This window comes from Streptococcus moroccensis (assembly GCF_030812835.1).
In the GTDB taxonomy this organism is placed as follows: Bacteria; Bacillota; Bacilli; order Lactobacillales; family Streptococcaceae; genus Streptococcus; species Streptococcus moroccensis.
The window spans coordinates 155,002-179,840 of the sequence record NZ_JAUSTM010000002.1 but is presented as its reverse complement, the minus strand read 5'-3'; the positions used below and the strand labels follow the sequence as shown (position 1 = coordinate 179,840).

The following is a 24,839-nucleotide window of genomic DNA, read 5'->3' as shown; positions in this document are numbered from 1 at the left end:
TTATGTCTCTGCTATCAATAATAGACCTAGGCGACTTCACCACTATAAAACCGCAAATTTTCTGTTTGTGCAAGCCCAAACAGCCTAAACAAAGGCATTCTAATTCAGTATCGAACGTGTTGCACTTGACTTGACAATATGCCAACTCTATTCTTCCAACCCTCGCTCAGACTATTTCTTGACATTATTAAGGATTAATGGTATTGTAAAACAAATAACCTTTAACAAAGTCCAGAGAGGCTTTCAAGGTATCAGGAAAAAACCTATCTCAGGATAGGTCATTTGGTGGACGCTGCCTTTTTCTGTATCCTAGCCTCGACGGTTGGGGTATTTTTGTTTGCCTTGCTCTCCCAGACCAGATAGAAAGGAAATAGTATGCGAGAACAACGTCCCATCATTGCCCTCGATTTTCCAAATTTTGAAACCGTGAAAACATTTCTTGACCAATTTCCCAAGGAAGAATCACTCTACCTTAAGATAGGTATGGAGCTCTACTATAGCACTGGTCCTGAAATCGTGCGTTACATTAAATCTTTAGGACATGCAGTTTTTCTTGACCTAAAACTCCATGATATTCCAAATACAGTTGAATCAGCCATGCGAGTCCTTTCGTTATTAGATGTAGACATGACCAATGTCCATGCAGCAGGTGGAGTAGAAATGATGAAAGCTGCACGACGTGGTCTTGGAGACAAAGCCAAATTAATCGCTGTTACCCAGCTCACTTCTACAAGCCAAGTACAGATGCGGGCAGACCAAAACATCCAAACGAGTCTTGTCGACTCGGTGGTTCATTATGCCACTCGGACTGCTGAAGCAGGCCTCGATGGCGTTGTTTGCTCAGCCAAAGAAGTGTCTGCGATCAAAGAAGCGACGTCTGCAAATTTTGTCTGTTTGACCCCAGGCATTCGACCTGCTGGAGCCAGTGTCGGAGACCAGCAACGGGTTGTCACACCTGAGTTAGCCCAGGAAATTGGAAGTGACTATATCGTCGTTGGACGCCCCATCACCCAAGCAGAAAACCCAGTTGCTAGCTATCAAGCGATTAAAGCAGCTTGGTCAGGACAGCTATAATATAAAAAGGAGATTATCATGTCAACATTAGCCCAACAAATTGCCAGTGACCTATTAGCTATTGAAGCCGTTTATTTGAAGCCAGAAGACCCCTTCACTTGGGCTTCAGGGATCAAATCGCCAATTTATACAGACAATCGTGTGACTCTTGCTTATCCTGAAGTCCGCACGCGCATTGAAGATGGTTTTGTCCAAACCATTCAGGAAAAATTTCCAGAAGTGGAAGTCATTGCTGGAACCGCAACGGCTGGTATTCCACATGGTGCTATTATTGCGGACAAAATGAACCTGCCTTTTGCCTATATCCGTAGCAAGCCAAAAGCTCACGGAGCTGGTAATCAGGTAGAGGGGCGTATTCATCAAGGGCAAAAAATGGTGGTTGTTGAAGACTTGATTTCAACTGGAGGGTCTGTCCTTGAAGCTGTGGAAGCAGCGCAACGTGAAGGTGCAGAAGTCCTTGGCGTTGTAGCCATCTTTACTTATGAATTGCCAAAAGCCGACAAAAATTTTGCAGAAGCAGGTGTCTCTCTAGAAACCTTATCTGGATACAGCCAGTTGATCCAAGTTGCGAAAGAAAAAGACTATATCACACAAGAAGGCTTAGTCTTGCTTGAAAAATTCAAGGAAAATCAGGAAACCTGGCAAGATTAATAACAACTTAATCTTAGAGTCAATCTTACTAAAGATTTCAATTGGGAGTGGGACAAAAATCGGTAACCGAATAGGTTCGATTTCCCCTCCCTTTTTCATTTTTAGCTACGGCCTGAGAGGGTCTATCCCCAGACCTTCTCACTCCCACCCCCGCATAGCTCAAACAGTCAGAAAGTGACTGTTTGAGGTTGGAAATAGTGGAAAAGACGTTTCCCTCTTTTGTTAGGGCTATAATAGCTGATTAAATCGGCGACTTAGAGGCCACTCAGCAGTGGCTCATTGGTGCTAATATACCTAATGACCTGTGCAGGGGTAACACTAAAACTGGCATAGCCAGTGAGTGTTACTCCCAACCACTGCGCCTTGTTTAACTGATAATAAATGATTAGGAGGCTAGGATTTTTTCCCAGCCTCATTTTTAATCACATCGAAACAGTTCAGTTGATGCCCGCTAGACTCTATTTTTAATCACTGAAACGAGATCAGGATTATTTTAAAAAAGGAATTTCTAGGGAACTAGGCTGTAAGCTAATCAAAGCATTAGTGGTGTTTGAGGCAAGCTGATCTCTAAATAAGGTTTTTATCAGATTATTTCTCTTTTTTTTGGTAAACTATAAGGGCTATCAAAAAGAAAGAAGAGATTATGCAAAAAATAATAACCCTCGCCTTTCGAATCTTAAACATTTTGATGATTGGCATTTCTATATTATGGCTGCTCTCAAGTCTCACCTGGTTTTGGCAAATATACAGTAAGTATGAGTCATTAAATACCTTGGTGTTTGTTCTAATTCTTGTCGTTCTGACCTTGTACCTGCTGAAATTCAAATTTTCCAAAATTCAAGCAGGTTATCGCTGGCTAATGAGCAAAAAAATCTGGCTACTTCTTGGAGCTCTTATTTTTCAGGTCATTCTTTTACTTTCGTCGGATATGATGATCCGTTCTGATGCTGCAGTTGTCTTTAACGGGGCTATTGAAGCCATTCCTGCTAAGTCTATCTCCAGTTATCTTTCTAGAAACCCTAATAACTTAATGTTATTTTTATATGAGCGGTTCTTTTATCATCTTTTTGGGCAACAGGCAGTTTGGGTCCTTCAAGGATTCAATATCCTTTATACCCATTTAGCTGGTGGTATCCTTTACCTCGCAGCGAAACGCCATCTTGATCAGGCTGTTGCGGATAGAACCTTTACCTTTTATTATTTTTTAATTCTCCTGACGCCAAAATTTATGGCCATGTATACTGATGTCATGGTCTTACCAATTCTGGCCATTCAGATTTATGCCTTAATAGCTATATTAAAGAATAACCCAACCAAAAAAGACAAGTGGGGGTTTCTATTCTTGGGACTCCTGACTGGTCTGGGACTGGCTTTTCGACCGACAGGCGCCATTATCGTCATTGCCTTCTTTATCGTTTATGCTAGTTATCACTCAATGCGAAAAACCACCCCTTATTTTTTGCTGTTTTCCCTAGGTTTAGGTGTCAGTTATGGTGGGCTAGGCTATTATAAAGATCACCAGACCGAAGTGGTTATTATGACAGAAGACGGTCTTTCAAAAAATGCTTTGACCTTTATTAATTTGGGATTAACGCACAGTGGGACTGATCAGACCGATATGAAAGATGGGTTGTTACAGTACGTTCCCGAAGAAGACCATAACAAGTACAACAACGGGATGTTCAAAAATGAATACCAGCTGGCTGAAATCAAACGGCGCTTAAAAGAATACAATCTAATAAGCTTTTTGGATCATACCTTATACAAGCAATATCGAACCACTGGTCAAGGCAATCTCAATTGGATTTACAAGTCGCCAGACGAGGAAAAATCAGATTATATGAATCCTTTAACAGACAAAACAGCTAATCACGACTTAGCTCAATTTGTTCGTCGGTATCTGATCTATACGGATGAATCCGGGTTTCAATATTATGATTATTTTATTCAATTTATTTGGGTCTTACTCAGTTTGGGATTAGTGTTCTTTTTTATCCATTCTAAAACTCCTTCTAATCAGATTAACCAATTTTTAGGGTTAGCTTTATTTGGAGGCTTGCTATTTCTTCAACTCTTTGAAGGTGGCAAATCTCGCTATTTAATCCAGTTCCTTCCTCAAATTGTCTTTATTGCAGCCTTAGGTTGGGGGAATTGGACGCTAAAAAACAACGTATCGTCTTACGATGATCAATAGAGGTATTTATGTTATTATCTGTTATTGTTCCTTGTTACAACGAGGAAGAATCCATTCCATTATTTTTTAAAGAGATGGAAAAAATTCAAGCTAAGTTACTTGGTCGCTATCAGTTAGACTATTTGTTCGTTAACGATGGTTCCAAAGATAAAACCCTGGATGTTTTGAGACAACTGAGTCAGTCCCATTCAGCGGTAAACTATCTTTCTTTTTCACGAAATTTCGGCAAAGAGGCAGCCCTATATGCTGGACTTCGTGAAGCGCGGGGGGATTTGGTGACTGTTATGGATGTGGATTTGCAAGATCCCCCTGAACTCTTACTCGAAATGGTCCAACTCTTGGAAGCTAATGCTGATTTGGATTGTGTGGGCTGTCGGCGAACCAGCAGAGATGGAGAGCCACCCATACGATCATTCTTTGCTAAGCAGTTCTATAACCTCATTAATCGCATTTCAAATGTTGAGATGGTAGATGGAGCGAGAGACTTTCGATTGATGCGTCGTCACATGGTTGATGCCATTTTGGAAGTCACAGAATACAATCGCTTCTCTAAGGGGATTTTTAGCTGGGTTGGTTTTAAGACCGAGTACTTAGAATATAAAAATATCGAGCGTGTAGCAGGGGAAACAAGCTGGAATTTTTGGAGTTTGTTCAAATATTCAGTGGAAGGAATTGTCAATTTCTCTGAAGTTCCTCTGAGTATTGCTACTTTTGCAGGGCTGTTCTTTTGCTTGGTTGCATTTGCTGGTGGTATTTTGATTATCTTTAAAACATTGGCCTTTGGTGATCCCGTTGCTGGTTGGCCATCTATGACAGTTATTGTGCTATTTCTAGGAGGATTACAGCTCCTATCCTTAGGGATTATTGGGAAATATCTAGGTAAAGTCTTTATGGAAACCAAAAAACGTCCAGTCTATCTTGTCAAAGAAAGAAGTCGTGCTCAAAAATAAATAAAACCTTTTTGGTCCATTAGTACCAGAAAGGTCTTTTTATAAACTGTAATTGCATATATATATGCTAAGAAGTTTTGATGTGGTATTAATCTAAATAGGGTTTCAATAAAAGAAGTTCATCCTGAGTCAAAGGTCGGTATTGGCCTGGTTCCAATGAAGCATCTAATTCAAATGGACCAAAGGAGATGCGTTTTAAGGAGGTTACCTTGCTACCTACTGCTAAAAACATCTTTTTAACTTGATGAAATTTTCCTTCTGATAAGGTCACTGTTGCTAAACTATACCCTGGACGGCTTTCAAGAATCTGGAGCTGGGCAGAACGACATCGCGTTCCATCTCGGAATGTAATTCCTTGATCAAAGCGACTAATAGCACGCCAGTCTATGGCAGCGTTCACCTCAACTAAGTAGGTTTTGCTGATGTGATGATCAGGGTGGAGCATGCGGAGTCCGAGAGGTCCATTATTGGTCAAGAGAAGAAGGCCTTCAGTATCAGCATCGAGCCGGCCAATATGGTAAATCCCTTGGGGGCGATCTTCAGGATCTAGCAAGTCTAAAACCGTTTGTTTGCTGGAATCTTTAACAGCTGTCACAACGCCTTTTGGCTTATGGAGCATAAAGTACAGCTGACTTGAATCTTTGATAGGCCGATTAAAAAGGCTGATATGCTGCAAAGAAGCATCAACATTTTGCCCGATATGCCTTGCAGGCTCACCATCAATCATGACTTCATGATGACGGATGGCTTGTTTGATTTTTTTCTTGGAGTGTAACCCATGATTCCAAAGTAATTTATCTAAACGCATGTTGCTCTAATCGTCCTATTAGTTTTTCATCTTACTATCAGTTTATAAAAAATTAAGGGAAATTTCTAGTTCAAACTGAAGTTAACATTATGGTCATAAACGCTTGTATGTAAAGTCAAGAATGTTATGGCTTTAGCAAAGGTCAGAAGATTAAAGAGAAGAAGTACTACAAACTTTCTGAAAAATCTGATATAATAGAAAAAATGTTTTTTAAGGAGTCGTTATGACAGTGAAAATTGCTTTGCTTGGTTTTGGTACAGTTGCTAGTGGTGTCCCTTATCTTTTAAAGGAAAATAAAATCAAGATCGAACAAGCGGCGAAATCGGAAATTGAAATTGCAAAAGTCCTTGTTAAGGACGATGAGGAAAAGAATCGTTTGCTGGCTGATGGCCATGAGTATAACTTTGTGACATCTATTGATGAGATTTTGACAGATACTGATGTTGAAATTGTTGTAGAGTTGATGGGACGGATTGAGCCTGCTAAAACCTTCATCACGCGTGCTCTTGAAGCTGGAAAGCATGTTGTAACTGCCAATAAAGACTTGCTGGCTGTCCATGGGGCAGACTTGCTGGCTATTGCACAAAAACACCAGGTCGCTCTTTATTATGAGGCAGCTGTAGCTGGTGGTATTCCCATTTTAAGAACCTTAGCTAATTCTTTTACTTCTGACAAAATCACAAGAATGTTAGGTGTATTGAATGGAACCTCTAACTTTATGATGACTAAAATGGTCGAAGAAGGCTGGTCCTATCAAGCTGCTCTAGCAAAAGCGCAAGAGCTCGGATATGCTGAGTCGGACCCGACCAATGATGTTGACGGAATCGACGCAGCCTATAAAGCTGTTATTTTGAGTCAGTTTGGATTTGGGATGACCATTAATTTTGAGGATGTCGTTCATAGAGGGATTCGTGACGTGACCACTGACGATGTTGTCTTGGCACAAGAACTAGGCTATGTTATCAAACTTGTGGCTTCAATTGAGGAAACGGCTTCCGGGTTAGCAGCAGAAGTGTCTCCAACCTTCCTTCCTAAACATCATCCTCTAGCCAGTGTGAATGGTGTGATGAACGCAGTCTTTGTTGAATCGATTGGTATTGGAGAATCAATGTTCTACGGACCTGGTGCAGGGCAAAAACCAACAGCGACATCCGTTGTTGCCGACTTAATCCGTATCAGCCGTAGATTAAACGATAAGACAGTTGGTAAATCCTTTAATGAATTTTCTCGTCCAGCACAGTTAGCTAAGGCTGAGGATATTAAGAGTGATTACTATTTCTCTATTCAAACACCAGACCAACCTGGTCAAATTTTGCGGCTTGCAGAAATTTTTAATGCGCAACAAATTTCATTTAAACAAATTCTTCAAAGTCAAGCCAACGGACAAACTGCTCGTATTGTCATCGTCACACACGCTATGAACAAGAAGCAGTTGGATAATGTTTCAAAAGACTTAAAAGCTGTTGCTGATTTTGAAATTCATAATATCTTACGCGTTTTAGGAGAGTAATATGCAAATTAAAGTTCCTGCTACCTCAGCAAACGTGGGGCCAGGATTCGACTCAGTGGGAGTAGCGGTTAGTAAATACTTGACCATCACAGTGGAAGGGCCATCTGAGGAGTGGTATATTGAACACGATCTTGATTACGTGCCTCATGATAAGCATAATTTACTGCTCAAAACTGCTCTAAAAATAAAGTCTGATTTAAAACCACATCGCCTTAAAATGGTAAGCGATATTCCATTGGCAAGAGGATTAGGTTCATCTAGTTCGGTAATTGTAGCTGGTATTGAATTAGCCAATCAATTGGGAGACCTCAACCTCTCTAAAGAACAAAAGTTGCAACTGGCAACTGAAATAGAAGGTCATCCCGATAATGTGGCGCCAGCTATTTTTGGGAATCTGGTCGTTGCCAGTTATGTTGATAAAAAAGCGACTGCTATCGTGGCTGATTTTCCAGATGCTGCTTTTTTAGCCTTTATTCCAGACTATGAATTACGGACTTCTGATAGTCGAGGTGTCCTACCAACACAACTGTCTTATAAAAAAGCAGTTGCTGCATCATCTATCGCTAACGTGGCAGTTGCTGCCTTACTGACTGGTGATCTTACAAAAGCTGGTCAGGCTATTGAATCGGACAAATTTCACGAACAGTTTCGACAAAAACTTGTCCCAGAGTTTTCTACCATCAAAGCAATTGGACATGATCATGGTGCTTATGCGACTTATTTATCAGGTGCTGGACCAACAGTTATGGTCATTGCCCCTCATGAAAAGGTAGAAGTGATCAATAAAGCTGTGAATGCTCTTAATTTCAAGGGGGAATGCGTTTCTTTAACCGTCGATAAAAAAGGTATATCTGTTTCGTAAACATCACCTATTGTCGTGCATAATGGTTTTCATGGTCGATTGTAGTTAAACAATTTTCACTAAAACTTTAAATTTTATAGTTAATTAAGAGAGAAGGCTTCCTAAGACGAAAGGAGTGCCTTTCTTTTTTCCCTTTATTTTCGTTTGTCACCATTCATTCTCGAAAAATTTAGCTTTCCATGATATAATAGAACTGGCGTTTGCCAAGTTTTGGATGAAAGAATTGAAATGATTAATTATGACCATATACAGTCTGTTTTTACAGAAATAGACTATAAAGTAAACGAGCCCTTAAAGGGCTATACCTATACTAAAGTTGGCGGTGAAGCAGATGTTCTATTATTTCCAAAGAATAAAATAGAACTGGCTAAGATTGTCCGCTATGCTAATGACCATGAGATTCCTTGGATGGTTCTCGGAAATGCCAGCAATATTATTGTTCGGGATAAAGGGATTCGCGGGTTTGTCATCATGTTCGACAAGCTCAACACGATTACTGTTAACGGGTATACGATTGAAGCAGAAGCTGGTGCTAATTTAATCCATACGACTCGAGTAGCCCTCTATCATTCTTTGACGGGCTTTGAATTTGCCTGTGGCATTCCTGGGTCTGTTGGTGGCGCTGTCTATATGAATGCCGGAGCATACGGTGGTGAGATTTCGACTATTTTAGTCTCTGCTCAATTATTAACCAAACAAGGTGAGATTATTACGGTTGATAGTAGGGATATGAAATTTGGCTACCGACATTCGATGGTCCAAGATACAGGTGCAATCGTTATTTCCGCTAAATTCGCCCTCAAACCAGGTGTCTATGACATTATTGGACAAGAGATGGGACGGTTGAATTATCTTCGTGAATTAAAACAACCCCTAGATTTTCCGTCTTGTGGATCAGTCTTTAAGCGACCAGTTGGCCATTTTGCAGGTCAGCTCATTATGGAAGCTGGGCTCAAGGGCTATCGCATAGGTGGCGTTGAAGTCTCTGAAAAACATGCTGGTTTTATGATTAATGTGGATAATGCCACTGCTTCAGATTATGAAGAGTTGATCGCTCATGTAATCCATACTGTTGAAGAAAAATTTGGTGTGACGCTAGAACGCGAAGTCCGAATTATAGGAGAGGCTTGATGGCCGTTGGAGATATGAAAAAGGAGGGTCAGTCATTGGCTGAAAAACAACCGATTATAGCCTTTAAGGATGTTTCTAAAGTCTATGAAGACAATGGAACCGTCGTCTTAAAAAATATTAATTTTGAGCTAGAAGAAGGCAAATTCTATACCTTGCTGGGTGCCTCAGGATCTGGTAAATCTACAATCCTAAACATCATTGCAGGGCTTTTAGATGCCTCATCCGGAGATGTCTATCTTGATGGCAAACGGATTAACGATGTCCCAACCAATAAGCGCGACGTCCATACTGTATTCCAATCTTACGCCCTCTTTCCGCACATGAACGTCTTTGATAATGTCGCTTTTGCCTTAAATCTCCAAAAAGTGGACAAAGCAGAAATCGAGACCCGTGTCAAAAAAGCTCTCAAAATGGTTCGCCTTGAAGGTTATGAGAAACGCTCGATTCAAAAACTGTCAGGCGGTCAACGGCAACGAGTGGCCATTGCTCGTGCTATCATCAACCGACCACGCGTCGTGCTCCTAGACGAACCCTTATCAGCTCTTGACTTAAAGCTCCGGACAGAAATGCAATATGAATTGCGGGAATTGCAACAAGACCTTGGCATCACCTTCGTCTTTGTCACTCATGACCAAGAAGAAGCCCTAGCCATGTCGGACTGGATTTTTGTCATGAACGAGGGGGAAATTGTCCAATCTGGAACACCAGTGGACATTTATGATGAACCCATCAACCACTTTGTTGCAACCTTTATCGGAGAATCCAACATCTTGCCAGGCGTCATGATTGAAGATTACTTGGTCGAGTTTAACGGTAAACGCTTTGAAGCGGTAGATGGTGGGATGAAGCCAAACGAACCGATTGAAGTGGTGATCCGACCAGAGGACTTGCGCATTACCCTTCCAGAAGAAGGCAAGCTTCAAGTTAAGGTTGATACGCAACTTTTTCGCGGGGTTCATTATGAAATTATCGCCTATGACGAGCTTGGCAACGAATGGATGATTCACTCAACCCGCAAGGCCATTGTGGGAGAGGTCATTGGTCTTGATTTTGAACCAGAAGATATCCACATCATGCGTCTCAACGAGACCGAAGAAGAATTCGATGCTCGTATTGAAGAGTACGTGGAAGTAGAAGAGCCAGAAGAAGGGTTGATCAATGCCATCGAGGAGGAACGCGATGAAGAAAACCTCTAATTGGCTCTCCGTTCCCTACTGGTTGTGGTTGGCGCTCTTTGTCTTTATCCCACTAGCCCTGATTATCTGGCAGTCGTTCTTTGACATTCATGATAACTTTACCTTGGAGAACTACAAGACTTATTTTACATCGCCTAATGCGACCTATCTTAAGATGAGCCTGAACTCAGTTCTCTACGCAGGTATTATTACAGTAGTCACGCTCTTGATTGCCTATCCGACGGCTTATTTCTTGACCAAACTTAAACACAAGCAACTCTGGCTCATGCTCATTATCTTGCCGACCTGGGTTAACCTCTTGCTCAAAGCCTATGCCTTTATTGGGATTTTTGGCAATAGCGGAGCTGTCAACAGCTTTCTCGGTTTTATGGGTATTGCGCCTCAGCAAATCTTGTTTACGGATTTTGCCTTTATTTTTGTCGCGGCCTACATCGAGATTCCTTTTATGATTCTGCCGATTTTTAATGTCCTAGATGACATGGATCAAAATCTCCTTTCAGCTAGCCGAGACTTGGGGGCCAATAACTGGCAGACTTTTACCAGGGTTATTTTTCCCTTATCTATGAATGGGGTTCGTTCTGGCATTCAGGCGGTCTTTATCCCGTCACTCAGTCTCTTCATGCTGACGCGTTTGATTGGTGGGAACCGCGTGATTTCGCTTGGGACAGCTATTGAGCAACATTTCCTCACCACCCAAAACTGGGGGATGGGCTCAACCATCGGAGTTGTTCTGATTCTGACCATGCTCCTGATCATGTGGGCGACGAAAGAGAGGGCTGACCGATGAAAAAAATTGCCAACCTTTATTTAGCCCTAGTATTTATCATACTTTACCTGCCGATTTTTTATTTGATTTACTATGCATTTAATAGCGATGGGGATATGAATGGTTTCCAAGGCTTTACCTTGGAACATTTTCAGGCTGTCTTTAGCGATAGCCGTTTGATGTTGATAGTAGCTCAAACCTTTCTTTTAGCTTTTCTGAGTTCCCTAATTGCTACAGTGATTGGAACCTTTGGTGCTATCTACATTTATCAGGCCAAACGTAAACTTCGGGACGGGCTCTTATCTGCCAACAATATCTTGATGGTAGCGCCCGATGTCATGATTGGTGCGGCTTTCCTCATTCTCTTTACCATGATAGGCTTTCAATTAGGCTTTGTCTCTGTTTTGCTCAGCCACGTGGCCTTCTCCATTCCCATTGTGGTTTTGATGGTCTTGCCACGTCTTAAAGAGATGAACGCGGACATGATTTCAGCAGCCTATGACTTAGGAGCTAGTCATCGTCAGATGTTCCAAGAGATCATGCTGCCCTATTTGACACCGGCTATTATTGCAGGCTATTTTATGGCCTTTACCTACTCCTTGGATGACTTTGCAGTGACCTTCTTTGTTACTGGTAATGGTTTCTCGACCCTTTCTGTTGAGATATACTCACGGGCACGTCAAGGGATTTCCCTCGAAATAAATGCCTTGTCTGCTCTGGTCTTCCTGTTTTCAATCGTATTAGTCATTGGCTATTACTTTATTTCACGTGAGAAGGAGGAAGCATAATGCGTCGTTTTGTATCCTTTTTTGCTGGTATTTTAGCCATTATTCTTATCCTTTGGGGGATTAGTGCTGGCATGACTGCTCAAAAAGATTCTGGAAGCACGGGTAAGTTGGTCATCTATAACTGGGGAGACTACATTGATCCAGACCTCCTCGATGAATTCACTGCTGAGACTGGCATCCAGGTCGATTATCAGACCTTTGATTCTAACGAGTCCATGTACACCAAGATCAAACAAGGTGGTACCACATATGATATTGCTGTACCTTCTGAATACATGATTTCGAAGATGATCGAAGAAGGCATGCTCTTGCCCATTGATCACAGCCAAATCACAGGCATGGAAAATCTGGGCGAAGAATTTGTTGATCAATCCTTTGACCCAGCTAATAAGTACTCCATTCCCTATTTCTGGGGGACGTTAGGTATTATTTACAATAGCAGTATGGTCGAAGAAGAACCGCTCGAGTGGGAAGACCTCTGGAAAGAGGAATACCGCAACAAGATCATGCTGATTGATGGAGCCCGTGAAGGAATGGGGATCGGTCTTCAGACTCTTGGTTACAGTCTCAACTCAAATGATCCTGCTCAACTCCAAGAAGCTGCTGATAAGCTCTACGACCTCACACCAAACATCAAAGCCATTGTTGCCGATGAGATTAAGGGCTATATGATCCAAGAAGAAGCAGCTGTCGCTGTTAGCTTCTCAGGCGAAGCCAGCGAGATGCTAGATGGCAATGAAAACCTGGTTTACGTCGTACCGTCTAAGGGCAGCAACCTTTGGTTTGACAATATTGTTATTCCAAAGACGGCTAAAAATATTGATGGGGCTCACGCCTTCATTACCTTTATGTTGCGGCCTGAGAACGCCCTTCGAAATGCAGAATATGTGGGCTATTCAACGCCTAACAATGTGGCTAAAGACATGTTAGATGAAGAAACCCGTGAGGATCAGGCCTTTTACCCAAGTGGCGAAACCCTTGATAATCTTGAAGTTTACGATAACCTTGGTAAGGAATTACTGGGTGATTACAATGACCTCTACCTGCAGTTCAAAATGTATCGGAAATAATTTAAAAATGGAAGAAACAAAACAAGAATTTCAATATGTCTCACGATCCATCATGGTATCTGTCCAAAGAGGAATCTTTGTAGGTGTCGTGGTTGGACTAGTCGTCAGTTTGTTCAGACTCTTCATTCATCAAGGGTTTGACTGGGTCGTTCATCTGTATGCATTAGCACGACAAAATCTGTTCGTGCTTTTTGCTATTGTCACAGGATATATCATCTTGACTGGCGTTCTTGCCTATCTGACAAAGGGCGAGAGTGCTGTCAAAGGGTCGGGTATTCCACAGGTTGAGGGTGAACTAAAGGGTCTAATAGATTCCAATTGGTGGAATATTTTGTGGCGCAAGTTTATCGGTGGGGTCCTGGCGATTTCAAGTGGCCTCATGCTTGGTCGGGAAGGCCCCTCTATCCAATTAGGAGCTATGACTGGTAAGGGATTAGCCCGCTACCTTAAATTGTCTCCTATGGAAACACGAGTACTCATTGCCAGTGGAGCAGCTGCAGGATTATCTGCAGCTTTCAACGCTCCCATTGCAGGACTTCTTTTTGTGGTAGAAGAAGTCTACCGTCACTTTTCACGCTTAGTCTGGATTACGACCTTAACAGCAAGTTTGGTAGCCAACGCAGTGTCTCTTTGGATGTTTGGTTTAACGCCGATTTTGCAACTTCCGATGGATATTCCTGCCTTAAAACTCAGTCAATACTGGTTATTGATCCTCACAGGAATCATTTTAGGGGTAGCTGGGTATCAGTACGAACGTGTGATTTTAGCTATGCCAACTGTTTATGAAAAACTTGGTAAGTTTTTACGACTGCCCGTCAAATGGTATCCCTTGGTGCCATTTGCCCTTATCCTTCCTGTCGGTTATTTTCTGCCAGAACTATTGGGAGGTGGTCATGAGCTGATTATGCACCTTCCACATGCAAACTTTGGATTTTGGGCCCTGCTTTTAATTTTTGTCATACGTTTTGCTCTTAGTATGCTTAGCTATGGGTCTGGCTTGCCTGGTGGCATTTTCTTGCCAATCCTAGCTTTAGGATCCCTTTTAGGCTTACTAATCGGGTCTATTTTTGAACAAGTTGGCATAGTGACTTCAGCTGACTTGCCGCTATTCATTGTCATTGGGATGGCGGGCTATTTTGGGGCAATATCAAAAGCACCCCTAACAGGTATTATCCTTGTGACAGAGATGGTTGGGGATATGCGTCAGCTTATGCCACTCGGACTGGTTACCCTTTCGGCTTATATCGTGATGGATCTGCTCAAGGGCGCACCTATTTACGAAGCGATGCTAGAGCGCATTCTTCCAGAGCATGCCAGTGAAACTTCTAAAGCCACTTACATTGAAATTCCCGTTTCTGAGAAAATTGCAGGTCAGCGTGTCTGCGACCTGAATCTCCCAGAAGGTGTCCTCATCACGGGGCAAATCAATCACGGACGTTCAGAAATCGTCCATGGACAAACGGTCTTGTACCTGGGAAATACTATTCACCTAGTTGTTCGAACGCATCAAATGGATGCAGTTAAAGCTTTGCTTCTTGATTGAGACGAGGGAATTGTGTTACATGAACTGCTAAAGACAAGGTCAATGAGCCATGTATTTTGTGGAGTAATGGGTTTAGCTTTTTTGAAACTTTATTCATGCTTAACATTATGGGGAGCTTATATATGATCATTAGACATATTAAAGAACAAGATTTAGACACGATTTATCAGCTATACAGTCAAGAAGGGTGGAAGACTTATACCACTGAAATGATTGAAAGCTTAGTAAATAATTCCTACTGGAAGATTGTCGAAGATAATGGGGAAGTTTGTGGATTTGCAAGATACATCACAGACCACGTCTTAAGCATTTATCTTTGTGAAATTGTCGTTGCTCAGAATAGACGTCGACAAGGCGTTGGCCAAATGCTCATCGAAGCTATCTTTCAATCGCATCCGGGACTACGCATGGATTTATCATCCTTTGAAGATGGCTTTTATGAGCAGTTAGAGTTTAGAGCCATTGGAACAGCCTATCGTAAATATGGAAAAGGCTAACCATTTTGAATGTCAACTACAAACTAATTAAGAAAGGATAGTATGTCTCTTATAAGCGAAATAGATTTCTCTAGACAAATTCAAATCAAAAAAGGTTATTCTCCAGAAAAGAAGTACAAACTTATGGGAGACAAAGCTTATTTCCTAAAAATATCTCCCTTGTCATTTACGGAACGCAAACAATTAGAGCTAAAATACCTAAGTGACCTATCTAGCAAACTACTAAAACGAGCTCGGTTGTTAGATGTTGCGTTTGAAAAAAATCACATTTTTAGCCTATACGACTGGATTGATGGTGAAGACTTTAGAGATGTTGCAGATAGACTAACTGCCCAAGAATTGTATCAATATGGCGTTCAAGCAGGTCAGATGTTAAAGATTATCCATGATATTTCTATTGATGAAGAACTACCTGATTGGGCCAGTCACTATAAGGCTAAAATTGATCGAAAAATTGCGGCTTTCAACGAGGTCAAGGAGTTGTATCCAGATGGTGATGTCTTCATTGATTTCATTATGAACAATAAACATTTGCTTGATAATCGTCCGCAACGTTTGTGTCATGGAGACTACCATGTGGGCAATTTGATGATCGAAAAAACGTCTAAAGAACTGGTCATTATTGACTTTGGTACTTTAGAAATTGGTGATCCGTATGAAGAGTTTAATCGCATGATATGGAATGCCCAACTTTCAGAAGATTTTGCGACAGGGTTTATCCATGGTTATTTTAAGGGAAAAGAAATCCCAGAAAACTTTTGGGGTCTAATGGGGCTCTACATGGCGACTGACGTGATTGGCTCCATTCCTTGGGCTGTGCCTTTTGGTGATGAGCAGGTCCAAACCATGCTTACAAGAGCAAAAGCGGTGCTGGCTTGGTACCAGAATTTTGATACAATCCTTCCGAGTTTTTATAAAGAGGGAGATTCTCATTTCTAACCTAATCTTAGCTTATGTTAAAATAATTAAAAATAGGAAGGAGAAAGAGTGATCAAAGACATGGTACTATTTAAAAAGGGTTCATAAAGTAATCAAGAAAGTATTCCCTAATTCTTCAATAAAATAAGCACAAAAACTGGGAAAAGCCATATTTTTCCATAAGACAAGTGATATTTAGTTATTGACTGCTGTTATTTCCACTATTATACGACAAAAGACAAGGCTCCATGGACCTTGTCTTTTGTCGTATACGAACTATAGAGGAAATTGTAAAAACAAGTTGATATGATGGAGTTATAGTCAGGATCAAAAGATCACGCATGTTAAAGCTAAATGATATAGAACAAAATGTCATTTTCTTGATTGTTTACTATAAAACTAAAGTGAATAGCTCATGACTGTGACAAATACCCGATCTATTTACCTTTCCTGCATTGCAATGGTGTTATACCGTGATACTTTTTGAAGAGATTTTGGAAGTAGGATTGGCTAGAAAAGGAGAGGTAGTTACTAATATCACTGATACTGAAATCAGAGTATTTGAGAAGTTCTTTTGCTTCTTCTAGTTTCGTTTGGATAATGTATTCGTTGATGGTTTTACCTACTTCATTTTTAAATTTCTTTTTTAAATAAGAGTAACTATAACCACTGATTTGTGCAACATCTTCTACTTTAATGGTTTGATTGGTGTTATTATGAATGAACTGTAAGGCAACGAATACTTCCTTACTCGTCTGGCTATTCAATTTTTGTCTAATGACTCTATTTGTGAAATCATAATACATGGTCTGATTCAAGTCTAAAATTTTATTAATGTCGTCTAGACGCTCACATTCTTGAATATAGATGTCACTCAAACTGTATGCTTGTTCAACATCAAGACCACCAGCAACTGCAGCTCGTGTGACTAAAGTTACAGCAGTTATGAAAATATTTTTTTGCTGACGAACGGTATTTTCGGCTAGCTTACCAGCGCTAAGATTACCGGCTTCATTAAGAATTTCCACAATCCTTCTAGTATTTCCTGTTTCGACAGCCTTAAGCAAACGTTGCTCAAAGTGGTAGGTGTTGTGGATGCGACTTTCTTCTTTGCTTTCTGTCAATTGCTGAGCTAATCGACGATTAAAGTTTGTCTTATACTTGCTTTGTGCTGTCATTATTGGGGTTAAATCTAGGAGTTCATTATTCAGATTCAGATTAAGGAAATTGAGCATGTGGAGACATTGGTTGAGAGAATAAGTAGGGGTATTTTCTAACAGAGTTTGAAGAATGTCTTTGTAATTATTTGGAATAGACATTTCTTGCATAAAAGCTTCTACATGATTGGAAAGAAAACTTGTGCTAAAGATAGGTCCAATAACTATATAATCCAGACTATTTTTGATTTGAATGATACCAAAGAATGCGAAGGATTTGGTAATATAGTAATCGGTTCTTTTATTAAAATGAATATTTTCTGTATATGTAGAAAAAATTGGGAGCTGATCAGCTAGCCTAGGAAAAGAATAATCAACTTGAGCTGGTAGTGTCATTTTTGTGATAGGTATATAGGTCGCTTGGTAGAAGGATTGGCAAAATTTTTCTAGGTTCATTGAAGTATCCTTATCTAATTAAAATCAAAATTTATAATAAAAAACCTTATTTTACAATAAAACGTTTTCAATAAATTGTATTATAAAATTACGAAAAAAACAAGCGAGGATTTTGTATGACACCAGAAAAAATTAAAAAAATGGTTAGCCAACTAACTTTGGAAGAAAAAGCATCTCTTTGTTCAGGAAAAGATGTGTGGAATACCAAAGCCATAAAGCGCATGGATATCCCATCTGTAATGGTATCAGATGGACCACATGGCCTTCGTAAACAACCTGAAGATGGCGATCACTTAGGTATGCTCGATAGTATAAAGGCAGTTTGCTTCCCTGCTGGTTGCGCTATTGCGTCAAGCTTTAGCCGTGATACAGCTAAGCTTTTAGGAGAAACCTTAGCAAATGAATGTCAGGCTGAAAATATCAGTACTATTTTAGGACCAGCCATGAATATTAAGCGCTCCCCTCTTTGTGGTCGAAATTTTGAATACTTATCTGAAGATCCATTAGTATCGTCAGAAATTGCTAGAGCGTATGTTAGTGCTGTCCAATCAAAAAATATTGGGACAAGTCCTAAACATTTCTTGGCTAATAACCAAGAATACCGACGTATGACAAGTGATTCTATAGTAGATGAACGTACTCTTCGTGAGATTTATTTAGCTTCTTTTGAAGGTATGGTCAAAAATGCTAAGCCATGGACCATCATGAATAGTTATAATAAACTAAATGGAACTTATCTCTGTGAAAGTGAGGCAATGTTAACAGATGTTTTACGCAATGAATGGGGATTCGATGGATATGTTATGACCGATTGGGGTGCAATGAATGATCGTGTCAAATCCCTTAAAGCAGGATGTGAGTTAGAGATGCCTGGTGGTAATACAACGAATGATTTAGAGATTGTGGAGGCAGTACGCTCGGGCGACTTGGATGAAGCGGTGCTTGATCAAGCTGTTGAGCGAATCTTAACTATTATTTATCGCTTTGAAGAAAATCGTGATAAGAACATTTCATACACTTTAGACCAAGACCATGAAGTTGCTCGCCAACTAGCTGAAGAGTCCATCGTTCTTTTGAAGAATGATGACGGAATTTTACCTCTAAGTGCCAGTCAAAAAATTGCTTATATTGGACAGTATGCAAAGAAACCTCGCTTTCAGGGTGGTGGAAGCTCACATATTAACAGCCATAAGGTTGAATCAGCCCTATCAGTTGCTGATGAGAAGACTATCAGCTATGCAGCTGGTTATAATGATGCCACTGAAGCCATTGATGAGAAAATGCAGGCTGAAGCTGTTAAACTTGCTGCTGAATCAGATGTAGCCGTTCTTTTTGTTGGGCTACCTGATAGCTTTGAGTCAGAGGGTTATGATCGCAAACATTTGAAAATGCCAGCAAATCAAGTTGCTTTGATAGAAGCAGTAACTGCTGTTCAAAAAAACATTGTTGTTGTTCTTCATAATGGCTCAGCAATTGAAATGCCATGGATTGATAAGGTTCAAGCCGTTCTTGAAGTCTATCTTGGAGGCCAGGCAGTCGGAGGTGCCACTGCAAATATCCTCTTTGGTAACGTAAATCCGAGTGGCCGTTTAGCTGAAACTTTCCCACTTCGTCTCCAAGATACGCCAGCCTATCTGACCTTTGGGGGAGAAAAAGACCAGTCAGTTTATTCAGAAGGTGTCTTTGTCGGATATCGATATTACAACTCCAAAGATCTACCAGTTTTATTCCCTTTTGGACATGGTTTATCTTATAGTACATTTGAATATAGCAATATGACTGTTAGCAAAAACAAGCTGAATGATTCAGAAAGAGTGTCTATCTCTGTAGATGTCAAAAATACTAGCAATATAGCAGGAAAGGAAGTTATTCAACTTTATGTTTCTCCCATTAATAGTAGATTAATTCGTCCTGCAAAAGAATTACGGGCCTTTGATAAAATTCACTTAGAAGCAGGTGAAACTAAAACAGTCAGATTTGAGCTGGATAAACGAGCATTTGCCTATTGGGAGGTTGCTATTCACGACTGGCATGTCGAAGATTTAGATTACAAGATCAGCTTTGGAAAGTCAGCCTTGGACACTATTATGAGCGAAGTTATCCATGTAACTCCTAATCAGCTTTTACCAAAAGTATATGACTTAAACTCTACGATTGGGGAGATTATGGCGGATCAAAATGGCAAGGTCATTCTAGAACAGGCTATGGGTTCGGTTATGGCTGGCAATGCGGATGCTGCGACTGTAGCAGAACAAGGACCAAATGACATGATGAATGCTGAAATGTTCGCAGCCATAATGGAAGGAATGCCCTTGCGTCAGTTGCTCAGTTTTGTACCGGGTGTCGAGAAGGCTAGTTTGCAGCAACTGGTTGATGCTCTCAATCAGTAAAATATAAAAATAAAGAAATTTACTAAAAGGAGCTTTTCATGATTAGGAAACCTAAAAAAGATAAAAATGCCATCCGCTATGACCGCGATGGGATTCAAAAAGTAATGCGCGTTCGTGACTATTTTGCAGATTCTCTAGGTATGTTTTCATTGAACGTCATTTCGGGATTGGTTGGACAGTTAACCTATTTCTATACTGACAAGGTTGGCTTGGCTGCAGGTGCTATTGCTACCATCTTCATGGTCAATAAAATCTTTGACGCCTTCACTGATGTTATTATGGGGAACATTATTGACAATACTAAGCCTGGTAAGGAAAAGTACCGCCCATGGTTGCTTAAGGCCGGTGTTCCAGCAGGTCTGATGCTGATTACTATGTTTATGGTACCAAATGGAACTGACATTTTCCAATTGGGATATGTCATGGCAACTAACTTGTTATTAACTTCCGTGTTATATACAGCTATGGCAGTCCCTTATGTTTCCCTTCAACTGGTTCGTACACGTAGTCAGGAAGAACGGTCATATATTGGTACTTGGCGTGCTGCTGCTGGGTATGTATCTGGGATGTTCATTGCTATTTTGGTTATTCCTGTCACAAACATGCTGGGAGGTGACAAGGCAGCTTGGATTAAATTAGCCGCAATATTTGGTGCCTTAGTTGTTATTGCAATGCTAATTTGTTTTGCTTTTGCAAAAGAGTCAGCTGTTGATAGCAAAAACAAAGGTGAAGTTGTTGAGAGCGTGGAGGAAGAGCAAATGACTATGCGTGATGCTCTTTCAAAACTGGTCAAAAACAAATATTGGATGATGTTACTTGTTGTCAATGTTGCCATCAATATTTCGTATGGTCTGACTGGTACTTCTGGTACCTATTATGCAAAATGGATTTATGGTAACGACAACCTGGTTGCGGTTATGGGTGGATTAGGATTGATTCCAACCTTCCTTGGATTTGCTCTTTTAACACCTCTTGTTAAGAAATTTGGTCCAACCAAACTCTTGAAGTACATGGCATTAATTACAGTAGTCTTGACAACTGCGAGGATTGTAAATCCAGACCACTTTATTTTTAACACAGCAATTGGACTTGTGACAACATTTACAGGGATTCCTATTATGGCTTTGACTGGTGTTCTCATGGGAATGGTTGTCGATTATAACGATTACAAGTTTGGATCAAAAATGATTGGTCGATCTTCAAGTGCCCATAGTTTTGCCAACAAAATTGGTACTGGTATCGGTGCTTCTATGGTCGGCTGGTGCTTGGCACTTGCTAGCTATGATGGTTCTGCTGCTGTAGCAACGGAACCAGTCCGTCAAGCTATTTTTACCTTCTCAATCTACATTCCTCTCCTTTTGAACCTTGCTATCTTCTTGGCTCTTCGTAAATTTGACTTAGAAGGTCGTATGGTTGAAATTTATGCAGCCATTGCAGAGCGTCGTGCTGGAGGCGAGTCAAAAGAAGCTGCGCCAGCCATCGAAAAAGCAGAAGTCGTTAAAGGTGAAGTCCTTCTCGCTCCTGTTGCTGGTCAAACCTTCTCATTGCAAGAAGTGAATGACCCAGCCTTCTCAAATGGAGCAATCGGTCAAGGTATTGCTATCAAACCAAGTGAGGGTGTGCTCTATGCACCTGCTGATGGTCAGGTTAGTCTAGCCTTTGCCACAGGTCATGCCGTTAATATTGTGACACCAAATGGTGCCGAAATCTTTGTTCATATTGGTATTGATACTGTAACCATGAATGGTAATGGATTTGAGCTCAAAATTGCTCAAGGTGACTTTGTTAAAGCTGGCGATATTATTGGCAATTTCGACAAGGATAAAATTGCTGCCGCTGGGCTAATCGATACAACAGTCCTTCTTGTAACCAATACTAAAGACTACACTGAGATTAAATCTATAGCCGCTGACACAGTTGCTAAAGCAGATAAGGTTTTGGAACTTAAAGCCTAAATACAGACGAGGGTTGGAAAGGAGGCTTTTCAATCCTTGCTGTTTGTTTTAAGAAAAATGGAGAAAAATATGAAACTTTATGATATAACTATTGAATACCAGACTGAACCTCTCGGTTTAGCTGTGAAACGCCCACGATTTTCATGGAAATTGGCTAGTGGACAAAATGATACAGTTCAAAAAGCTTACCAAGTTATTGTTTCAAATGATGATTTACTTGTATGGGATAGTGGCAAGGTTGAGTCAGACCAGTCTATTCTGATTGAATATGCTGGTGCTGATTTAGAAGATGAGACAAATTATCAGGTCAAAATCACTGTTGAAGACAATCATGGGGAAATTGCAGAAGCAGTTACTCAATTCACAACTGGTATTTTTAATCCTCAAGATTTTGTAGCTGATATGATTGGTCATAATTTTGATGCTAGTGTGACCGCTCCGCCTATTTTCAAAAAATCCTTCACACTTGATAAAGCAGTTGATAAGGCGACTGTCTATGTGACTAGCCAGGGTGTTTATGAATTGGAATTGAACGGTCAAAGGGTGGGTCAAGACTATCTGGCTCCGGGCTGGACTTCTTACAATAAACGTCTTCAATATCAAATTTATGATGTGACAGAAGCTTTAACAGAGAACAATGAACTTGCTGTAACTGTTGGTCAAGGTTGGTATGCTGGTATCATGGGCTTTGAAATGAAAAACCACCACTATGGTGACCGTGTTGGAGCTTTCTTACAACTTAATATTTGTTATGAGGATGGCAGGAAAGAAATCATTGTCACAGATGAGACTTGGTCTGTTGAGACGGGTGCTATTAAATCCAGCGAAATTTACCTAGGCGAAACCATTGACAGCTATCAACCTCAAATTCTAAAAGGTAATGTTCTTGTCTTGCCATTTGATAAAACAACTCTAGTGGCTCAAGAAAACGAACCCGTTCGCATTACAGAACGCCGTGAAGTTGTCGCAGACTTTATTGCACCAAATGGGGAGCGCTTGCTTGACTTCGGTCAAAACATGACTGGCTGGGTTGAGCTTAAGGTCAAGGGCAAAGCAGGTCAAAAATTGGTGGTTGAACATGCAGAAGTTCTTGATAAGGATGGTAATTTTTATAAGGAAACCTTGCGTCAGGCGGTTTCTGTTGATACCTATATCTGTGATGGGACTGAGCAAGTTTTCCGTCCTCACTTTACCTTCCATGGTTTCCGCTATATCAGAATTACTGGTTTTGAAGATGTCAATGCCAACTTTACAGCCTGTGTCCTTCATTCAGACATGAAGCAAACAGGAACTTTCACCACTTCAAATCCTAAGATTAATCAACTCCAGAGCAACATCCGCTGGGGACAGCGTGGCAACTTCTTAGATGTGCCGACAGATTGCCCGCAGCGTGATGAACGTTTAGGCTGGACAGGGGATGCCCAGGTCTTCTCTTGGACCGCTGCCTATAACTACAATGTAGCACCATTCTTCAGTAAATGGATGAAGGATGTGGCAGCCGATTCCTCTCTTGAAAAAGGGGTACCACACGTAGTTCCTGATATTCTAGGTTCCTACAGCTCATCTGCCTGGTCTGATGTGGCAGTTGTAGTGCCTTGGGTTGTCTATCAAGTTTACGGTGACCTTCGTGTTTTAGAAGATTCTTGGACAGTCATGCATGAATGGGTTGATTACATCGCCAATCATGCCGAAGACAATGGCCTTTGGATGTCAGGTTTCCAATATGGTGACTGGCTGGCTTTGGATAAGGAAGAGAGTGCAGATCGTACTGGTGCTACAGACAAGTATCTGATTGCCAATGCCTACTATCTTTATGTGACAGATCTTGTCCGTCAAACGGCTCAGCTATTGGGCAAGAAAAAAGAAGCAACAACCTATCAACAACTTTATGATAGGGTACTCGCAGCCTTTCAAGATGAATACTACACCAAGACGGGGCGTATTGTCAGTGAAACTCAGACAGGTGCCATTTTGTCTCTATACTTCAATTTAGCAAGACCAAACGATCGTGGTCGTATTCTCAAGACTCTTGTAACCAATATTGAAAATCATAAAAATCACTTGTCAACTGGCTTTGTCGGAACGCCTTATATCAATCATGTCTTATCAGAAAATGGTGCTCATGACATAGCAGGAACTCTTCTTATGAGGGAGGACTACCCCTCGTGGCTATATGCTGTTAATATGGGGGCAACTACAATCTGGGAGCGTTGGAACTCTATCAAACCTGACGGCACTTTTGATGAGTCTGGTATGAACTCTCTTAACCACTATGCCTATGGTTCTATTGGAGACTGGATGTATCGTAAGGTTGCTGGTATCAATCAGACGTCACCAGGCTATAAGACCTTTGTCATCAAACCGCTCTTTATCAAAGGTTTGGATGAGGTGACAGCTACTTTGGAAACCCCTTACGGAGAGATTTCAAGTCACTGGATTTGTCGTGATAGCCAGATTATCATTGATGTAACTGTTCCAGTAAATACGACAGCTCAGCTTTACTTGCCAGAAAAAGATGGGTTCATCACACTTGGTTCCGGACAATACCATTATGAGTATGAAACCAATACAGATTTGGCCCTCTTACGCTTTAGTTTGGAAAGTACTTTCGGAGATATTCTAGAACAACCACTAGCTGTAGCAATGTTTAACCAGATGGCTCCAGGGATGCTTGATAATCCAATGATTGATATGGCACGTGGTATGACTCTAGTTGAAGTACTAGGTGCTGCACCTGACGCAAGACCACTCTATGAAGCAGTTATAAATGAGCTTAATAAACAGGAATTCTAATATCTACGACAAATTTAAACATGATTAAAAAAATTTCATCCATTTTGATAATAAGTTTAACGCAGACGTGATTGGCTCCATTCCTTGGGCAGTGCCTTTTGGCGATGAACAAGTAAAAACCATGCTTACA

Annotated in this window: 19 protein-coding genes; 17 read left to right on the top strand and 2 right to left on the bottom strand. The window is 40.8% G+C overall.

Annotated features, from left to right (window positions below; genetic code table 11):
- Positions 1 to 375: 375 nt before the first annotated feature.
- The 4 genes from pyrF (at position 376) to J2S23_RS01775 (ending at position 4,869) form a co-directional block, all read left to right on the top strand.
- Positions 376 to 1,074 carry an orotidine-5'-phosphate decarboxylase gene (gene pyrF, locus J2S23_RS01790; RefSeq protein WP_307121048.1) on the top strand — a complete coding sequence of 233 codons (699 nt, stop codon included), beginning with the start codon at positions 376 to 378 and terminating at the stop codon, positions 1,072 to 1,074.
- Positions 1,075 to 1,092: 18 nt separating this feature from the next.
- Positions 1,093 to 1,725: an orotate phosphoribosyltransferase gene (gene pyrE, locus J2S23_RS01785; protein ID WP_307121047.1), complete on the top strand. Its 633-nt coding sequence runs from the start codon at positions 1,093 to 1,095 to the stop codon at positions 1,723 to 1,725.
- Positions 1,726 to 2,368: 643 nt separating this feature from the next.
- Positions 2,369 to 3,919, top strand: coding sequence for a glycosyltransferase-like membrane protein (locus tag J2S23_RS01780; protein ID WP_307121046.1), 1,551 nt, complete (start codon positions 2,369 to 2,371; stop codon positions 3,917 to 3,919).
- Positions 3,920 to 3,927: 8 nt separating this feature from the next.
- Positions 3,928 to 4,869: a glycosyltransferase family 2 protein gene (locus J2S23_RS01775; RefSeq protein ID WP_307121045.1), complete on the top strand. Its 942-nt coding sequence runs from the start codon at positions 3,928 to 3,930 to the stop codon at positions 4,867 to 4,869.
- 88 nt (positions 4,870 to 4,957) lie between these two features.
- On the opposite strand, the gene J2S23_RS01770 is transcribed toward J2S23_RS01775, so the two are convergent.
- On the bottom strand, positions 4,958 to 5,677 hold the full coding sequence (locus tag J2S23_RS01770) for a pseudouridine synthase (protein ID WP_307121044.1): 720 nt from the start codon (positions 5,675 to 5,677) through the stop codon (positions 4,958 to 4,960).
- Between the two features lie 223 nt (positions 5,678 to 5,900).
- On the opposite strand from J2S23_RS01770, the gene J2S23_RS01765 reads away from it, so the two are divergent.
- From J2S23_RS01765 to J2S23_RS01720, 10 genes are all read left to right on the top strand, one after another.
- Complete coding sequence (locus J2S23_RS01765; protein ID WP_307121043.1) at positions 5,901 to 7,187, top strand: homoserine dehydrogenase; 1,287 nt, start codon at positions 5,901 to 5,903, stop codon at positions 7,185 to 7,187.
- Position 7,188: 1 nt separating this feature from the next.
- Positions 7,189 to 8,049 carry a homoserine kinase gene (thrB, locus tag J2S23_RS01760; protein WP_307121042.1) on the top strand — a complete coding sequence of 287 codons (861 nt, stop codon included), beginning with the start codon at positions 7,189 to 7,191 and terminating at the stop codon, positions 8,047 to 8,049.
- A 228-nt stretch (positions 8,050 to 8,277) separates the two neighbouring features.
- A complete protein-coding gene (gene murB / locus J2S23_RS01755) occupies positions 8,278 to 9,180 on the top strand; it encodes a UDP-N-acetylmuramate dehydrogenase (protein ID WP_307121041.1) in 903 nt (300 codons plus the stop codon).
- Positions 9,181 to 9,194: 14 nt separating this feature from the next.
- Complete coding sequence (locus J2S23_RS01750) at positions 9,195 to 10,376, top strand: ABC transporter ATP-binding protein (RefSeq protein WP_307121058.1); 1,182 nt, start codon at positions 9,195 to 9,197, stop codon at positions 10,374 to 10,376.
- Positions 10,360 to 11,163, top strand: a complete 804-nt coding sequence (locus J2S23_RS01745; protein WP_307121040.1) for an ABC transporter permease — start codon at positions 10,360 to 10,362, stop codon at positions 11,161 to 11,163. The genes J2S23_RS01750 and J2S23_RS01745 overlap by 17 nt, the downstream gene beginning before the upstream one ends.
- Positions 11,160 to 11,930, top strand: a complete 771-nt coding sequence (locus J2S23_RS01740) for an ABC transporter permease (RefSeq protein ID WP_307121039.1) — start codon at positions 11,160 to 11,162, stop codon at positions 11,928 to 11,930. Before J2S23_RS01745 ends, J2S23_RS01740 begins: the two co-directional genes overlap by 4 nt.
- Positions 11,930 to 13,000: an ABC transporter substrate-binding protein gene (locus J2S23_RS01735; protein WP_307121038.1), complete on the top strand. Its 1,071-nt coding sequence runs from the start codon at positions 11,930 to 11,932 to the stop codon at positions 12,998 to 13,000. Before J2S23_RS01740 ends, J2S23_RS01735 begins: the two co-directional genes overlap by 1 nt.
- A gap of 7 nt (positions 13,001 to 13,007) precedes the next feature.
- A complete protein-coding gene (locus J2S23_RS01730; RefSeq protein WP_307121037.1) occupies positions 13,008 to 14,543 on the top strand; it encodes a ClC family H(+)/Cl(-) exchange transporter in 1,536 nt (511 codons plus the stop codon).
- Between the two features lie 122 nt (positions 14,544 to 14,665).
- The gene (locus tag J2S23_RS01725; protein WP_307121036.1) at positions 14,666 to 15,040 is read left to right on the top strand and encodes a GNAT family N-acetyltransferase; all 375 of its coding nucleotides are present in this window, start codon (positions 14,666 to 14,668) and stop codon (positions 15,038 to 15,040) included.
- 42 nt (positions 15,041 to 15,082) lie between these two features.
- The gene (locus tag J2S23_RS01720; protein ID WP_307121035.1) at positions 15,083 to 15,979 is read left to right on the top strand and encodes an aminoglycoside phosphotransferase family protein; all 897 of its coding nucleotides are present in this window, start codon (positions 15,083 to 15,085) and stop codon (positions 15,977 to 15,979) included.
- Positions 15,980 to 16,395: 416 nt separating this feature from the next.
- Here the strand turns inward: J2S23_RS01720 and J2S23_RS01715 are convergent, their stop codons facing one another.
- Positions 16,396 to 17,571, bottom strand: a complete 1,176-nt coding sequence (locus tag J2S23_RS01715) for an AraC family transcriptional regulator (protein ID WP_307121034.1) — start codon at positions 17,569 to 17,571, stop codon at positions 16,396 to 16,398.
- Positions 17,572 to 17,687: 116 nt separating this feature from the next.
- On the opposite strand from J2S23_RS01715, the gene J2S23_RS01710 reads away from it, so the two are divergent.
- The 3 genes from J2S23_RS01710 to J2S23_RS01700 all read left to right on the top strand — a co-directional run bounded on the left by J2S23_RS01710 (position 17,688) and on the right by J2S23_RS01700 (position 24,709).
- Positions 17,688 to 19,961: a glycoside hydrolase family 3 C-terminal domain-containing protein gene (locus J2S23_RS01710; protein WP_307121033.1), complete on the top strand. Its 2,274-nt coding sequence runs from the start codon at positions 17,688 to 17,690 to the stop codon at positions 19,959 to 19,961.
- A 38-nt stretch (positions 19,962 to 19,999) separates the two neighbouring features.
- Positions 20,000 to 21,916, top strand: coding sequence for a glycoside-pentoside-hexuronide (GPH):cation symporter (locus J2S23_RS01705; protein WP_307121032.1), 1,917 nt, complete (start codon positions 20,000 to 20,002; stop codon positions 21,914 to 21,916).
- A gap of 69 nt (positions 21,917 to 21,985) precedes the next feature.
- Positions 21,986 to 24,709, top strand: a complete 2,724-nt coding sequence (locus J2S23_RS01700; RefSeq protein ID WP_307121031.1) for a family 78 glycoside hydrolase catalytic domain — start codon at positions 21,986 to 21,988, stop codon at positions 24,707 to 24,709.
- Positions 24,710 to 24,839 lie beyond the last annotated feature (130 nt).

What these genes read in the sequence shown, in the direction of transcription:
- pyrF (WP_307121048.1), top strand. Translation starts at nt 376, where the DNA reads ATGCGAGAACAACGTCCCATCATTGCCCTCGATTTTCCAAATTTTGAA.
- pyrE (WP_307121047.1), top strand. Translation starts at nt 1,093, where the DNA reads ATGTCAACATTAGCCCAACAAATTGCCAGTGACCTATTAGCTATTGAA.
- J2S23_RS01780 (WP_307121046.1), top strand. Translation starts at nt 2,369, where the DNA reads ATGCAAAAAATAATAACCCTCGCCTTTCGAATCTTAAACATTTTGATG.
- J2S23_RS01775 (WP_307121045.1), top strand. Translation starts at nt 3,928, where the DNA reads ATGTTATTATCTGTTATTGTTCCTTGTTACAACGAGGAAGAATCCATT.
- J2S23_RS01770 (WP_307121044.1), bottom strand. Translation starts at nt 5,677, where the DNA reads ATGCGTTTAGATAAATTACTTTGGAATCATGGGTTACACTCCAAGAAA.
- J2S23_RS01765 (WP_307121043.1), top strand. Translation starts at nt 5,901, where the DNA reads ATGACAGTGAAAATTGCTTTGCTTGGTTTTGGTACAGTTGCTAGTGGT.
- thrB (WP_307121042.1), top strand. Translation starts at nt 7,189, where the DNA reads ATGCAAATTAAAGTTCCTGCTACCTCAGCAAACGTGGGGCCAGGATTC.
- murB (WP_307121041.1), top strand. Translation starts at nt 8,278, where the DNA reads ATGATTAATTATGACCATATACAGTCTGTTTTTACAGAAATAGACTAT.
- J2S23_RS01750 (WP_307121058.1), top strand. Translation starts at nt 9,195, where the DNA reads ATGAAAAAGGAGGGTCAGTCATTGGCTGAAAAACAACCGATTATAGCC.
- J2S23_RS01745 (WP_307121040.1), top strand. Translation starts at nt 10,360, where the DNA reads ATGAAGAAAACCTCTAATTGGCTCTCCGTTCCCTACTGGTTGTGGTTG.
- J2S23_RS01740 (WP_307121039.1), top strand. Translation starts at nt 11,160, where the DNA reads ATGAAAAAAATTGCCAACCTTTATTTAGCCCTAGTATTTATCATACTT.
- J2S23_RS01735 (WP_307121038.1), top strand. Translation starts at nt 11,930, where the DNA reads ATGCGTCGTTTTGTATCCTTTTTTGCTGGTATTTTAGCCATTATTCTT.
- J2S23_RS01730 (WP_307121037.1), top strand. Translation starts at nt 13,008, where the DNA reads ATGGAAGAAACAAAACAAGAATTTCAATATGTCTCACGATCCATCATG.
- J2S23_RS01725 (WP_307121036.1), top strand. Translation starts at nt 14,666, where the DNA reads ATGATCATTAGACATATTAAAGAACAAGATTTAGACACGATTTATCAG.
- J2S23_RS01720 (WP_307121035.1), top strand. Translation starts at nt 15,083, where the DNA reads ATGTCTCTTATAAGCGAAATAGATTTCTCTAGACAAATTCAAATCAAA.
- J2S23_RS01715 (WP_307121034.1), bottom strand. Translation starts at nt 17,571, where the DNA reads ATGAACCTAGAAAAATTTTGCCAATCCTTCTACCAAGCGACCTATATA.
- J2S23_RS01710 (WP_307121033.1), top strand. Translation starts at nt 17,688, where the DNA reads ATGACACCAGAAAAAATTAAAAAAATGGTTAGCCAACTAACTTTGGAA.
- J2S23_RS01705 (WP_307121032.1), top strand. Translation starts at nt 20,000, where the DNA reads ATGATTAGGAAACCTAAAAAAGATAAAAATGCCATCCGCTATGACCGC.
- J2S23_RS01700 (WP_307121031.1), top strand. Translation starts at nt 21,986, where the DNA reads ATGAAACTTTATGATATAACTATTGAATACCAGACTGAACCTCTCGGT.